The organism is Streptomyces sp. HNM0645 (assembly GCF_030056615.1).
Lineage (GTDB): Bacteria > Actinomycetota > Actinomycetes > Streptomycetales > Streptomycetaceae > Streptomyces > Streptomyces marianii.
In genome coordinates, this window is record NZ_JASHLT010000004.1 from 77,135 (window position 1) to 90,782 (window position 13,648).

13 protein-coding genes are annotated in these 13,648 nt (G+C 73.7%); 7 read left to right on the plus strand and 6 right to left on the minus strand.

What is annotated here, in order from left to right; all coding sequences use genetic code 11:
- Nucleotides 1-119 precede the first annotated feature (119 nt).
- A complete protein-coding gene (locus QMZ92_RS03675; RefSeq protein ID WP_283295776.1) occupies nt 120-971 on the minus strand; it encodes an alpha/beta fold hydrolase in 852 nt (283 codons plus the stop codon).
- 110 nt (nt 972-1,081) lie between these two features.
- Nucleotides 1,082-2,707 (minus strand): DEAD/DEAH box helicase, encoded by a 1,626-nt coding sequence (locus QMZ92_RS03680; protein ID WP_283295777.1) that lies wholly within the window; start codon nt 2,705-2,707, stop codon nt 1,082-1,084.
- Between the two features lie 459 nt (nt 2,708-3,166).
- Between QMZ92_RS03680 and QMZ92_RS03685 the strand changes: the two genes are divergently transcribed.
- Nucleotides 3,167-3,916 carry a ferritin-like fold-containing protein gene (locus tag QMZ92_RS03685; RefSeq protein WP_283295778.1) on the plus strand — a complete coding sequence of 250 codons (750 nt, stop codon included), beginning with the start codon at nt 3,167-3,169 and terminating at the stop codon, nt 3,914-3,916.
- An 80-nt stretch (nt 3,917-3,996) separates the two neighbouring features.
- Here the strand turns inward: QMZ92_RS03685 and QMZ92_RS03690 are convergent, their stop codons facing one another.
- From QMZ92_RS03690 to QMZ92_RS03705, 4 genes are all read right to left on the minus strand, one after another.
- The gene (locus QMZ92_RS03690; protein WP_283295862.1) at nt 3,997-4,266 is read right to left on the minus strand and encodes a hypothetical protein; all 270 of its coding nucleotides are present in this window, start codon (nt 4,264-4,266) and stop codon (nt 3,997-3,999) included.
- A gap of 187 nt (nt 4,267-4,453) precedes the next feature.
- Nucleotides 4,454-4,681, minus strand: a complete 228-nt coding sequence (locus QMZ92_RS03695; RefSeq protein WP_283295779.1) for a DUF3107 domain-containing protein — start codon at nt 4,679-4,681, stop codon at nt 4,454-4,456.
- Between the two features lie 128 nt (nt 4,682-4,809).
- Nucleotides 4,810-5,466: a TetR/AcrR family transcriptional regulator gene (locus QMZ92_RS03700; protein WP_138053317.1), complete on the minus strand. Its 657-nt coding sequence runs from the start codon at nt 5,464-5,466 to the stop codon at nt 4,810-4,812.
- A gap of 162 nt (nt 5,467-5,628) precedes the next feature.
- Complete coding sequence (locus tag QMZ92_RS03705; protein WP_283295780.1) at nt 5,629-5,871, minus strand: Rv3202a family protein; 243 nt, start codon at nt 5,869-5,871, stop codon at nt 5,629-5,631.
- Nucleotides 5,872-6,010: 139 nt separating this feature from the next.
- On the opposite strand from QMZ92_RS03705, the gene QMZ92_RS03710 reads away from it, so the two are divergent.
- The 6 genes from QMZ92_RS03710 (at nt 6,011) to QMZ92_RS03735 (ending at nt 13,584) form a co-directional block, all read left to right on the plus strand.
- Nucleotides 6,011-6,970 carry an alpha/beta fold hydrolase gene (locus QMZ92_RS03710; RefSeq protein ID WP_283295781.1) on the plus strand — a complete coding sequence of 320 codons (960 nt, stop codon included), beginning with the start codon at nt 6,011-6,013 and terminating at the stop codon, nt 6,968-6,970.
- 8 nt (nt 6,971-6,978) lie between these two features.
- Nucleotides 6,979-8,316, plus strand: a complete 1,338-nt coding sequence (locus QMZ92_RS03715; protein WP_283295782.1) for a DUF3152 domain-containing protein — start codon at nt 6,979-6,981, stop codon at nt 8,314-8,316.
- Between the two features lie 510 nt (nt 8,317-8,826).
- Nucleotides 8,827-10,488 carry a DUF3492 domain-containing protein gene (locus QMZ92_RS03720; RefSeq protein ID WP_283295783.1) on the plus strand — a complete coding sequence of 554 codons (1,662 nt, stop codon included), beginning with the start codon at nt 8,827-8,829 and terminating at the stop codon, nt 10,486-10,488.
- Nucleotides 10,481-11,716: a hypothetical protein gene (locus QMZ92_RS03725; RefSeq protein ID WP_283295784.1), complete on the plus strand. Its 1,236-nt coding sequence runs from the start codon at nt 10,481-10,483 to the stop codon at nt 11,714-11,716. The genes QMZ92_RS03720 and QMZ92_RS03725 overlap by 8 nt, the downstream gene beginning before the upstream one ends.
- Nucleotides 11,717-11,869: 153 nt before the next feature.
- Nucleotides 11,870-12,841 carry an NAD-dependent epimerase/dehydratase family protein gene (locus tag QMZ92_RS03730; RefSeq protein WP_283295785.1) on the plus strand — a complete coding sequence of 324 codons (972 nt, stop codon included), beginning with the start codon at nt 11,870-11,872 and terminating at the stop codon, nt 12,839-12,841.
- A complete protein-coding gene (locus QMZ92_RS03735; RefSeq protein WP_283295786.1) occupies nt 12,829-13,584 on the plus strand; it encodes a spherulation-specific family 4 protein in 756 nt (251 codons plus the stop codon). Before QMZ92_RS03730 ends, QMZ92_RS03735 begins: the two co-directional genes overlap by 13 nt.
- Nucleotides 13,585-13,648: the final 64 nt, after the last annotated feature.

The following is a 13,648-nucleotide window of genomic DNA, read 5'->3' on the forward strand; positions in this document are numbered from 1 at the left end:
ACGGCCCGCGCCGCCGCCGGACGATCGGCTCCGGGAGCGGACGGCCGCTCCGGAGCCCGAGAGACGGCACGGGCACGGCCGGGTTGTCCCGGCCCCACGGCCGGCTCCCGGGGCGCACGTCAGTTCCGCGACCAGAAGTCCACCATCGCCGCCGCGGTCGGTGCCGGGCGGTCCGTGTTCGGCGAATGCTCGGCACCCTCGATCACCGTGCGGAGCGCCCCCAGACGCACCGCCATCTCGTCCAGCAGCGGCACCGGCCAGGTGTCGTCCCGCTCGCCCGACAGCACGTGCTTGGGCAGCGGTCCCACGGCGGCGAGCTCGTCGATCCGGTCCGGCTCCACCGTCAGCTGGCGGCCGGTGGCGAGGAGCTGGGCAGGGCGGTGGCGCAGCCAGCGGCGCCGCAGGTCCTCACCGTCGGTGGCGGCCTCCTCCGGCGGGTCGAGTGCCTGCATGGCCTCCCATACCTCGCTCATGTCCATCACCGCGAGCGCATCGCTCAGCAGCTTGACCTTGTGCTGCTGGGCGGGGGCGATACGGGCCGGGCCGGACGACACCAGCGTCAGGGTCCGGAACGGGCGTACGTCGAGGAGGACCGCGGCCCGGGCGATCTGACCGCCCAGTGAGTGCCCGACGAGGTGCACGGGCGCGTCACCGGTCGCCTCGGCCTGGGCGAGCACGTCCCGCGCCAGCTCGGACTGCGCGTAGGCCGCCTCGTCGTCGGGACCGTCGGTCTCGTACTGGCCGCGTCCGTCGACTGCGACGGCCCGGAAACCGGCCGCGGCGATCGGCTCCAGCAGCGCGATGAAGTCCTCCTTGCTGCCGGTGTACCCGGGCAGCAGCAGCACGGTCCCCCTGCGGGCACCGGCCCTCTCGTCCGGCTCGGCGTCCAGTGCGGCGAAGTCCCCGCGGCTGGTGCGGAGCGCGCGGGCGCGGGCGCAGGAAGGCGGGCGGAAGGTGGGCGGCCGGCTCATGTGGACGAGAGTACCGGGGCGTTCGGCGTTGCCGGGCGGCGCACGGACCGCCGCGGTACGGCAGAGGGCCCGCCGTCCCTGGTTGGGATGACGGGCCCTCAGCGAACGGCTTACGCCTCCGGCTGGGCGGCCTTGGCGCGAGTGCGGCGGCGGCGCGGCTTGGCCGGTTCTTCGGCGGGGGCCTCGGCGGCCGGTGCTTCGGTGGCGGTTTCGGCCGCGGTGGCCTTGGCGCGCGTACGGCGGCGCGGCTTGGCCGGCTCCTCCGCGGGGGCCTCGGTGGTCGGCGCCTCGATCGTCGCCACGGCGGAACCCTCGGCGGATCCCTCGGCGGTCGCGCCCACCCGGGTCCGGCGGCGACGGCGCGGGGTGCGCGGCGCCTGGTCCGCCGTCTCCCCGACGGCGGTCGGAGCCTCGGTGGTCACGGTCCCCTCCGCCTCCAGCGGGGCACCGCCGCGCGTGCGACGCCGCTGACGCGGGGTACGGGCGGGACGCTCGGAGCGCTCGGCCGTCTTCGTGCGGGATCCGGAGCGCGCCCCGCGGCCGCCGGGCTCGCCGAGGTCCTCGAGGTCCTCCGCGTCCAGACCGGCGCGGGTGCGCTCGGCCCGCGGCAGGACACCCTTGGTGCCCGCGGGGATGCCCAGCTCCTCGAAGAGGTGCTGGGACGTGGAGTACGTCTCGGCCGGGTCGTTGAAGTCCAGGTCCAGCGCCTTGTTGATCAGCTGCCAGCGCGGGATGTCGTCCCAGTCCACCAGCGTCACGGCGGTGCCGGTCGCGCCCGCGCGGCCCGTGCGGCCGATGCGGTGGAGGTACGTCTTCTCGTCCTCCGGCGTCTGGTAGTTGATCACATGCGTGACGCCCTCGACGTCGATGCCGCGTGCGGCGACGTCGGTGCACACCAGCACGTCGACCTTGCCGTTGCGGAAGGCGCGCAGCGCCTGCTCGCGTGCGCCCTGGCCCAGGTCGCCGTGCACGGCGCCGGAGGCGAAGCCGCGACGGGCGAGCTGGTCCGCGATGTCCGCGGCCGTGCGCTTGGTGCGGCAGAAGATCATCGCCAGGCCGCGGCCCTCGGCCTGCAGCATGCGGGCGACCATCTCGGGCTTGTCCAGGGAGTGCGCCCGGTACACGCGCTGCGTGATGTTCGCGACCGTCGCGCCCTCGTCGTCCGGCGCGGTGGCGCGGATGTGGGTGGGCTGCGACATGTAGCGGCGCGCAAGGCCGATCACCGCGCCCGGCATGGTCGCCGAGAACAGCATGGTCTGGCGGCGCACCGGCAGCAGCTGGATGATCTTCTCGACGTCGGGCAGGAAGCCCAGGTCGAGCATCTCATCGGCCTCGTCGAGGACGAGCGCCTTCACGTGCGAGAGGTTGAGCTTCTTCTGGCCCGCGAGGTCCAGGAGCCGGCCGGGCGTGCCGACGACCACGTCGACGCCCTTCTTCAGCGCCTCGACCTGCGGCTCGTAGGCACGTCCGCCGTAGATCGCGGTCACGCGGACGTTGCGCACCTTGCCGGCGGTGAGCAGGTCGTTGGTGACCTGCGTGCACAGTTCACGGGTGGGCACGACCACGAGCGCCTGCGGAGTGTCGGTCAGCTCCTCGGGCTTCGCCCGCCCCGCCTCGACGTCGGCGGGCACGGTGACGCGATCCAGCAGCGGAAGGCCGAAGCCCAGCGTCTTGCCGGTGCCGGTCTTGGCCTGGCCGATCACGTCGGTGCCGGAGAGCGCGACCGGGAGGGTCATCTCCTGGATGGGGAAGGGGGTCGTGATGCCGACGGCCTCCAGGGCCTCGGCGGTCTCGGGGAGGATCCCGAGTTCTCGGAAAGTCTTGGCCTGCGTAGTCAGGGTGTTGCCTCTTCTGTGAGACGCGGCGCGAGGCGAACGCTGGGGGTCCTACCGCACCTGGGTACGGGTGCCGGCTGTGGATTGGCCGGAAGGCGCGGGACCACTGCCGTCGCTCGAGCGCTCGTGCCGCTGAGGTCCCCTCATGTGGCGGAATGCGCACAGAGGGCTGTCGGGTCGGAGCCGATCGGGCCACCGACCGGGCATCCTCATTCAGAGGGCCCGCCGAATATCCGGCAGGCTTAATACCACTGTACCCCGGATTCGCGCATCTGTGTTGGCCGAATTCCCGGCGACCCTGTCGCGACGGGGGCTGACCAGGCCCTTCCAGGGTGTGGACGGCCAGCTATTGTGCGCTTCATGGAGACGCCTGACAACGCCACCGCGCCCGCCGCCGACGCGGCCGAAGAACCGACCGGGATCGCCGCCCAGGACTGGGCCGCGGCCTCCGCCGACCCCCAGTACCGTGCCGCGGTCGTGGATCTGCTCGGGGCGCTCGCCTACGGCGAGCTGGCGGCCTTCGAGCGTCTCGCCGAGGACGCGAAGCTGGCGCCGACGCTGGCCGACAAGGCCGAGCTGGCCAAGATGGCCTCCGCGGAGTTCCACCACTTCGAGCAGCTGCGGGACCGGCTGACCGCGATCGACGCCGAGCCGACGAAGGCCATGGAGCCCTTCGCGGCCGCCTTGGACGAGTTCCACCGCCAGACCGCTCCTTCCGACTGGCTGGAGGGCCTGGTCAAGGCGTACGTCGGCGACTCGATCGCCAGCGACTTCTATCGCGAGGTGGCCGTGCGGCTGGACTCCGACACCCGCGCCCTGGTGCTCTCGGTGCTGGACGACACCGGCCACGGGAACTTCGCCGTGGAGAAGGTCCGTGCCGCGATCGAGGCGGATCCGCGGGTCGGCGGCCGGCTCGCGCTCTGGGCGCGTCGGCTGATGGGCGAGGCGCTCTCCCAGGCCCAGCGGGTCGTGGCCGAGCGCGACGCGCTGTCCACGATGCTCGTGGGCGGGGTGGCGGACGGGTTCGACCTGGCGGCGGTCGGCGAGATGTTCACCCGGATCACCAAGGCGCACACGAAGCGGATGGCCGCGCTGGGTCTCGCCGCATGACGACCGGTCGGGAAGCACGGAGCGGCCCGGTTGCCGGAGGACCGCACGGGTGCCCCGACGGGAGTGCGGTGGGCGGCGCGTCAGACGGCGGCTGATCGGCGCAGCCGTCGCGTCGTCGGCCGGATCAGCAGCGACAGCGTGACGGCGGCGACGAGCACCGCCCCGAGCAGGGTGCCGAGCAGATGTCCGGATCCGAGGGCCGTGTGCGTCAGATACGCGCCGAACAGTGCGCCGAGTGTGCCCGCCGGGTACACCACGCGCTGGGTGGGGAGCCGGTCCGGAAGCCGTCGCTGGGCCGCCCAGGAGAGCGCGAGTCCGAGCAGGAAGGAGCCGAGAGCCTCCAGGATCACCACGGATCACCTCACGGACGGCGGGAGGGCGTGTCTGGTCGTAGCCCGTCCTACCCGGACCGACCGGAAAACAACCATCCGTTCCACCCGTTCACCGCTGGACACAGGCCCCCGCGGCGGGGTAGGGACCGGACACGCGGAAGGGCACCGCGGGCGACGCCCGCGGTGCCCTTCCGGCAGTCGGTGCCTAGAGCGCGCCGAAGCCCACGCGGCGCGTGGTCGGCTCGCCGATCTCGACATAGGCGATGCGGTCGGCCGGTACCAGCACCTTGCGTCCCTTGTCGTCGGTCAGGCTGAGCAGCTGCGTCTTGCCGGCCAGAGCGTCGGCGATGGCCTGCTCGACCTCCTCGGCGGTCTGACCGCTCTCCAGAGCGATCTCCCGGGGCGCGTGCTGCACGCCGATCTTGACCTCCACGGCTATGTCCCTCCGAACGGTCAGCGATGCGCGGTCAGCCGCGCCGTACGCAGCACACATTAGCCCGGTGAGGCGACGTCACACGGCTCAGCCGTGCACGCCCGCAGCGAACAGCGGCGGCCGGGCCGTCACCGGTCGTCGCCGTGGCCGCCCTCGGCGGAGTGCAGCGGGAAGCCGGCGATGCCGCGCCAGGCCAGCGACGTCAGCAGCTGCACCGCCGTGTCGCGCGGAATGCCCGAGCTGCTGGAGAGCCAGTAACGGGCGACCACCTGCGAGACACCGCCGAGCCCCACGGCCAGCAGCATGGACTCGTCCTGCGAGAGACCGGTGTCCTCGGCGATCACCTCGGAGATGGCCTCGGCACACTGCAGCGAGACGCGCTCGACGCGCTCGCGCACGGCGGGTTCGTTCGTCAGGTCCGACTCGAAGACCAACCGGAACGCGCCGCCCTCGTCCTCGACGTACGCGAAGTACGCGTCCATGGTGGCCGCGACGCGCTGCTTGTTGTCCGTCGTCGACGCGAGGGCGCCGCGCACCGCCTGCAGCAGCGACTCGCAGTGCTGGTCCAGCAGTGCCAGGTAGAGCTCCAGCTTCCCGGGGAAGTGCTGGTACAGCACCGGCTTGCTGACGCCGGCGCGCTCCGCGATGTCGTCCATCGCCGCCGAGTGGTACCCCTGGGCGACGAAGACTTCCTGGGCCGCGCCGAGAAGCTGGTTGCGTCGGGCACGGCGCGGCAGGCGGGTGCCTCGCGGGCGCGCCGCCTCTGTCTGCTCGATGGCTGTCACGCCGCCTCCCACGTTCGATGTCACAAGCACAGTGTTCCGTGCGTGCGCTCTGCGCTCGCGCCCGCCATCGTACTTTTCGGTAACCGTGGTGTGCGCGGTGCGGGCGCAGAATTTCACGTACCGGACGCCCGCGGTAGTGGTGGCCCCGGGAAACCGGACAGATCAGCGATAGTCCTCCTCGTCGAGGGCCACCACCCTGGCCTGTTCCAGGGCGTCCGCCTCGTTCGCCTTCGACGGGTCGATGCGGGTCAGCGGCTCGTCGCCGACCTGCCGCACCTCGGCGTGCTGCTCGGCGGCGTCGGCCTCGGGCGTCTCCTCGTCGAGCTCCTCCAGCTCCTCGGGTTCGTTCGGCGTCCCCTGGTCGTCCTCCGTGAAGGTTTCCGGGTCCGTCGGGTCGGCAGCCATCTGGATCCCTTTCCTCTGCGGCCTCAGCCAGGAGCGAGTACCCCGTAATCGAGCGTATGAGCATGCCCGGCCGAACGCTATGCGGTGTGTGATGCCGAACACAGGTTCCGTCGCGTGATCGTCTCGTAACATTGCCCCCATGTCTTCGACCGAGCTGCCGGGAACCCGCGCCGCCGACCCGGCTCCGCGGATCCGTTCCGTGCGGGTGGCCGAGGGGGAGGAGCTGCGCTCGGTGGCCCTCCCGGGGCTGACGCTCACGGTGCGTGCCCGCCCGCCCGCCCGGGCCGGGCTGCCCCCGGCGCTCTTCGTCCACGGGCTGGGCGGCTCGTCCCAGAACTGGACGCTGCTGATGGCGGCGCTCGACGGCATCGTGGACGGCGAGGCCGTCGACCTGCCCGGCTTCGGGGAGTCACCGCCGCCCGACGACGGCAACTACTCGATCACCGCCCACGCCCGTGCGGTGATCCGTCTGCTCGACGCGAGCGGACGCGGCCCGGTCCATCTGTTCGGGAACTCCCTGGGTGGCGCGGTCGCCACCCGGGTCGCGGCCGTCCGCCCCGATCTGGTGAGCACCCTCACGCTCGTCTCGCCCGCGCTGCCGGAACTCCGCGCACAACGCGGCGCCTGGCCCACCGCGGCGCTCGGCCTGCCCGGCGTCGCCCCGCTTTTCCAGCGGCTGACGCGCGGCTGGACGCCCGAGATGCGGGTCCGCGGTGTGCTGTCCCTCTGCTACGGCGATCCGGGCCGGGTGACCGACGAGGCCTTCCTCCACGCGGTGGAGGAGATGGAGCGCCGACTGGGACTGCCCTACTTCTGGGATGCCATGGCCCGTTCCGCGCGCGGCATTCTTGACGCGTACACGCTGGGAGGCCAGCACGGTCTGTGGCGCCAGGCGGAGCGCGTGCTCGCGCCCACGCTGCTGGTCTACGGCTGCCGGGACCAACTGGTCTCGTACCGCATGGCCCGCCGGGCGAACGCCGCGTTCCGCGACTCGCGGCTGCTGACCCTCCCGGACGCGGGCCACGTCGCCATGATGGAGTATCCGGAGACGGTCGCAGAGGCCGCACGGCAACTGCTCGACGACAGCACGAGGAGCTGATCCGGGGCGTGGGACGACACAGCCGCAAGGGCCCCGCACCCAAGGCCGCCGACACCGGGGGCGCTTCCGGTGGCGGCGCGGGCTCGCCCGCGGGTTCCGGCACCGGGCGGCGCAGGCGGGCAGGCGGTCCGCCGGAACACTCGGGGCCCGCGGCCGACGGCACACCGGCGCACGGCGTACCGCAGGTGCGCGGCGGTCACCCCCAGCAGTACGAGACGGGCGGCGGCTGGGGCGGCCAGCCCTCGGCCGGCGGCCGGTACGGCGACTGGCAGGGCGTTCCGCGGGACCACACCGCCGCCACCACGGGCCGGCACCCCGGCACCGCTTCCGCCGCCACGACCGGGCAGTTCCCGGCCTTCGCGCCCGGCGCCCGGCAGCGGCCGCCGATCGGTGCCGGCGCCCGGATCCCGGGTCCGCGCCGGGAGTTCGTCGATGCCTTCGACGCGCCGCCGCCCGGGGAGGAGCGGGCGCCGGAGGCGGGGGCGGCCGCCGAAGACGGCGGCAGTGACGACGAGACCCCCGCCAAACACGGCCGCGGCCGTACGGTCACGGGCGTCGCGGCCGCCGCCGTGACGACCGTCCTGGCGGTCGTCGTCGCCGGACAGGTCACCGACGCCGGGCCGGCGTCGACGGCCCCCCAGGCGGCCGAGGGCACCGAGCGGATCTCGGAGGACGACGCGTCCCGCTCCGACCAGCGCGCGGTGCCTCCGCGGCAGACGGCTCCGGCCGCCCCCGCAGCACCGCCCACGTACGCGCAGCTGATGTCCCGGCAGTTCCCCCTCGACCCCGGGCTCAAGGGCTCGGGCAAGTTCGAGGCGGTCCCGGGCCTGGACCGGGCGCCCGGCACGGGCCGGAAGATCCGCTACCGGGTGGACGTCGAGCAGGGGCTCGGCCTGGACGGGAAGCTGTTCGCGGACGCCGTCCAGAAGACCCTCAACGACGACCGCAGCTGGGCGCGCGGCGGGGCCATGAGCTTCGAGCGGATCTCCTCGGGAGAGCCCGAATTCGTCATCACGCTGGCGAGCCCGGGCACCACCGGGATCTGGTGCGCCAAGTCCGGTCTCGACACCACCGTCGACAACGTCTCCTGCGACTCCGCCTCCACCGAGCGCGTGATGATCAACGCGTACCGCTGGGCCCGGGGTGCGGAGACCTACGGGGCCAAGGCGATGCTGTCCTACCGTCAGATGCTCATCAACCACGAGGTCGGCCACCGCCTCGGACGCGGCCATGTGAACTGCCGTACACCGGGGGCCCTCGCCCCCGTGATGCAGCAGCAGACGAAGTCGCTGGACATCGACGGGATCAAGTGCCGTCCCAACCCCTGGGCGTATCCGGAAGGTTGATCCGGGGGCCGTGTCGGGGCGGCCGTTCGCGAACCGCCTCCCCGGGCGGGTGCCCGGTCCGGGGCGCTACGTCGCGGCGCTGCTGCGGCCGCTCCTGCCGTCCGGGGGCCCCGACCGTGTTCCAGGGCCCGTTTCCCGCAGCTCCTGGTGGCGGGGAGGCGGTGGCTGTCGATCGCCGGCTCCGCAGTGCGGCCCGGCCGCGTCGCCTCGCCGGGCGCCGTCGAGGAGGTGCTCGGATCTCCCCGGGTCCGTACGCGAAGGAGCTCTCGCGGCCCTACGGTGCTCGACGCGGGGCGCGGAGGGGGTTCGCCGCGGTCTGACGGAACGTGACGGAAACCGCTTGTAGCGCGACCGAACGCTACGAGGGCGGGAAAGTTACGTGCATTCACCCCTTCCGGTGGCGCGATGGACAACCGTCCGTCGCGCCACCGGCTTGTCCGCATAACTTTTTCCCGCTGCGGGCCGCCGGACCGGAGGCGGCCGGCCACACAGGAGATCGGGGGTGCACTCGTGCGGATCGGACTGCTCACGGACGGTGGTTATCCGTATGCGACGGGTCAGTCCAGGCTCTGGTGCGACCGGCTCGTGCGCGGGCTCACCCAGCACGACTTCGACGTCTACGCCCTCAGCCGCTCCGCCCACCAGGAGGACCAGGGCTGGGTGGAACTGCCGCACCACGTCCAGCGGGTGCGGACGGCGCCCCTCTGGGCGCCCGAGGACGACGGGCGCACCTACGGGCGCCGTGAACGGCGCGTGTTCGCCGCCCACTTCGCCTCCCTCGCCTCCGCAGTCTGCTCCGACGGCGCCCCGGAGGCGTTCGCCGAAGGGCTGTACGGTCTCGCCGGACTCGCCCGGGAGTGCGGCGGACTGTACGCGGCCCTGCGATCCGAACTCGCCGTGCGCACACTGGAGTCCGCCTGCCGGGCCCCAGGCGCCCGCCGGGCCGTGCACACCGCCGCGGTTCCGGACTACCTCGCCTTCACCGACGAGCTCGAGCGCGCGCTGCGCCCGCTCTCACTCGACTGGTACGGGGACGACTCCCTCGGCGCGGTCGACCTCTGCCATGCAGCCTCCGGCGGCACGGCGGCCCTGCCCGGGCTTCTGGCCAAACGCTTCTTCGGGGTTCCGCTTCTGGTCACCGAGTACGGGGTACAGCTGCGCGCCCACTACCTCGCGGCCTACGACGCGCCCCTCGCCGCCCCGGTCCGCGCGCTGCTGGCCGCCTTCCACGGGTGCCTCGCCTCCGAGGTCTACCGGCGGGCGTCCGTCATCACGCCCGGGAACACCCACGCCCGGCGCTGGCAGGAGAAGTGCGGTGCCGACCCGGCCCGGCTGCGCACGGTCTACCCCGGCATGGACGCCGAGCGCTTCACCGCGGTCGGGGAGGGGGACGACTCCGGCGATCCGCACACCCTCGTCTGGGTCGGCCGGATCGAGCCGGCCAAGGACCTCATCGCACTGCTCCACGCCTTCGCCGAGGTGCGCAAGGAGAAGCCCGAGACGCGGCTCAGGATTCTCGGCGCACCCGTGACGGGACCCGGGTCCGGCGCCTACCTCGCGCACTGCAGGGCCCTGGCCGCACAGCTCTTCCCCGACGAGGCCGCGGACGCGCACACGGTCGGCGACAACCCCGTCTCGTTCGAGGAGATAGGCGGCCCGGAGGCCCCGGACCTCGCGGACGCCTATGCCGCCGGGGCCGTGATCGTCCTGTCCAGCGTCGTCGAGGGTTTCCCGATCAGCCTGGTCGAGGCGATGTTCTGCGGCCGGGCGACCGTGTCCACCGACGTCGGCGCGGTCGTCGAGGTCATCGGCGGCACGGGGCTCGTCGTCCCCCCGCGCAACCCCCGGGCGCTCGCGGACGCCTGCCTGGCACTGCTGCGCGACCCCGAGCGTCGTGAACGGCTCGGCGCCGCGGCCCGGGCCCGGGCGCTCGAACTCTTCACCGTCGAGCAGAACCTCGCCGCCTTCCGCGGCATCTACCTGGAGCTCATCTCCCACAGTCCGGTCCACCGCGACTCGGACGCCGTCGACGGCGACGGTGAGCCCGTGCCCTTCGCCACCCCGGCGGAGGCCCATGTCCCCGGTCACTGGACCGGCGGCCGCACCCGCCCCCGCTGGGCGGACCCCGCATCCGTCAACGCCGCGGCCGCACCAGGAGGGCCCGATGTCTGAACCCACCGACCCCACCCCCACGGGCAGAACCATCACCGCGCGGCAGCCGGATGCCGGGCGCCGCCCGGTCGCCGTGGGCGTCGCACCCCGAGGGCCCGCCGTCGCCGCGGCCCCGGGCGCCCGCTCGAAGCCGGTGGCGAACGAGCGGGCCGCAGGGGGAACCGGCGGAGCCGCTCGCACCGGGAGCAGCCGGCGGGGGCCCGCCGACCCGGTGAAGGCGCTCATGCACCGCCACCGCGAACTGTGCGAACGGGCCGTCGACCCGCTGGAGATCGCCGCCGGTCTGGAGGCGCACGGCGTCACCGACCGGACCGCCGCACGCTTCCGGCACCGCGACGTCTTCTCCCTCGCCGAGGAGCTGTACGCCCGGGTCCCTCGCGGCGAGGAGAGCGGACCGCCCGCCGGGGACGAGGACGCCGTCGCCCGCCCCGCACACCTGCTGTCCGCGATGGCGCCGGGCGCGGTCGCCGTCCTCACGGCGGCCGGCCTCCGCCTCACCGAGGACGGAGCCCGGCTCGGCGTGGGCGCGGCCGGGGCCGCCGGGCTGGCCGTCGCGCTCGCCTGGAGCCTGCGGCGCGGACCGTTGCGCGCCCCCGGGCGCACCGCGCCCGTCGCGCGCCTCCTGGTGTGCTGGCTCGTGGCGTACTCCCTCCTCGGCGACGGGCTGCTCGCCGGACTCGTCGCCGGTGGACCCGACGGACCGTGGCCGCCCGCGCCCGGCCCGCTCGTGGGCCTCGCCCTCGCCGTGGCCCCCGCCGCCTGGACCGCGCGGCTGTTCGCGGCCAGGGCGCGGCGCAGGCTGGGAGCCAGCAGGGCGCTCGAGGAATTCGCGGCGGGCACACGGCCTCTACTGCTCAGCGGCATCGCCCTGCACACCGGTTGCCTCATCGCCCTGCTCGTGCTGACGTCCCAGGTCCTGCCCGTGGCGCTCGCCCCGGCCGTCGCCCTCGGGCTGCTGCTCTTCCTCGCCCGGCTGCTGACCGTGCACGGCTTCCCGCACGCGGCCGCCGCCGGCCTCGGCTTCGCATGCACAGGCGAGGCGCTCGCCCCGGCCGCGGTCCTCGTCGGCCGCCTCCCCGGCTGCGACTTCCTCGCCCGGCCCGTAGTGGCAGCGGTGCACACCTGGGGTGCCGCCGCCGTGCCCGCACTCGTGTGCGGCGCCGCCGCCCTCGGACTGCTCGTCCACGCGACCGCCGTGCTCTCGCGGGCCTCGGCCCACACCACATGACCCCTCACACCCCCACGCACTCCAGCTCCCCACGCGCTCCCGCGGAGCCGACGCCGCGGGCGTAACCCACCACTCCACCGATCCCCCGAGGAGACAGAAGACGATGACCCCGCACCACCCAGCACCGGCCCGTCGGCCCCGAGGAGCCGCGCGATGAGGGTGCTGCTGCTCGGAGCAAACGGATTCCTCGGCCGGTTCGTCGCCGACCGGTTGCTGGCCGACCCGGCCGTGCACCTGACCGCGCTCGGGCGCGGCGACGACGCCGACGTACGGTTCGACCTCGCGGGCGGCAGCCCGGGGGCGCTCACCCGGTTCCTGGACGCCGTCCACCCGGGGGTCGTGATCAACTGCGCCGGCGCCACCCGCGGAGGCGCACGCGACCTCACCCGGCACAACACGGTGGCCGTCGCCACCGTCTGCGAGGCCATGCGCCGCAGCGGATGCGCCGCCCGGCTCGTCCAGCTCGGCTGCGCCTCCGAGTACGGGCCCTCGCAGCCCGGTTCCTCGACCGCCGAGGACGCCGTGCCGCGACCCGGCGGGCCGTACGGCGTGTCCAAGCTCGCCGCGACCGAGCTGGTTCTCGGGTCCGGGCTGGACGCCGTCGTCCTGCGGGCCTTCTCGCCCGTCGGCCCCGGCACCCCGGCCGGCTCACCACTCGGTCGGCTGGCCGAGGCCATGCGCCGCGCCATGCAGGCCGGGGACGGCGAGCTGAAGCTGAGCGGACTGGGCGTCCAGCGCGACTTCGTCGACGTGCGGGACGTGGCGCGCGCCGTGCACGCCGCCTCGCTCTCCGCCGCGCAGGGCGTCGTCAACATCGGAACCGGCCGAGCGGTGCGGCTACGCGACGCCGCCGCCGTGCTGGCCCGGGTCGCCGGATACGCGGGGGCACTGCACGAGCTGGACGGCCCGCCCCACCGCCCCGGGCACCCGGTCATCGGCGCGCCCCGGGGCCCCGAGTCCGTCCCGGAGCAGCTGGGCGCCACGCCCTACCCCTACCCCGACGGCTGCGGCAGCTGGCAGCAGGCGGATGTACGAACCGCCCGCGACCGGCTGGGCTGGCGGCCGCGGATCAACCTCGAGGAGTCCCTCGCGGACATCTGGATGGAGGCGGCATGCCGCATCTGATCAGCACGGACCGCGCACTCTCCGCCACGGGCGCCGACCGGCTCGGTTTCGGTGTCCCGGGCTATGCCCACCCCCTGGTCGCCCCGGTCGAATGGGCCGAGCTGACCAGACCGGGAACCCCGCTGCACTGGGCCGTCCTCAACGTCTCGGACGGTCCGGGCAGCAGACCCGACCCGCACTGCCTGGAGGCGGCGGGCAAGCTCACCAACGCCGGAGTCCGGGTGCTGGGCCGCATCGACCTCGCCCACGGCACGCGGACCTTCGCCGAGATCGTCTCCGACGCCCATCGCTACCTCGACTGGTACAAGGTCGGCGGCTTCCTGCTGGACCGCTGCCCGGTAGAGCGGGCGGACCTGCCCCAGGTGCGCCGCGAGACGGCCACGCTGGAGGCGGTGCTCGACGGCGGGCACATCGTTCTGGGCCACGGCGAGCACCCCCATCCCGGCTACGCGGAGGCGGCCGACCAACTCGTCACATTCTCCGGAGCCTGGACCGACTACCGCTGGTCGCAGGTGGCGGAGTGGACCGCGGACCACCCTCCGGAGCGCTTCGTGCACTTCGTCCACGGGGTGCCCCGGACGCATCTGGACGAGGCGATGAGGATCGCCCGCTGGCAGGGTGCCGGGACGATCTTCTTCACCGACCGTTCGGGTCCGGATCGGGGACAAAGTGGGGCATTCGACTCGTTGCCCGGCTACTGGGACGAAATTGTCTCGCGGATTGGACCGGGTGTCTCGGAATGAGAAGGTGCGTGGCACTGTTACAGCCAGAGCAACCGTACTGACGCAACCACCAACGACGGAGTCC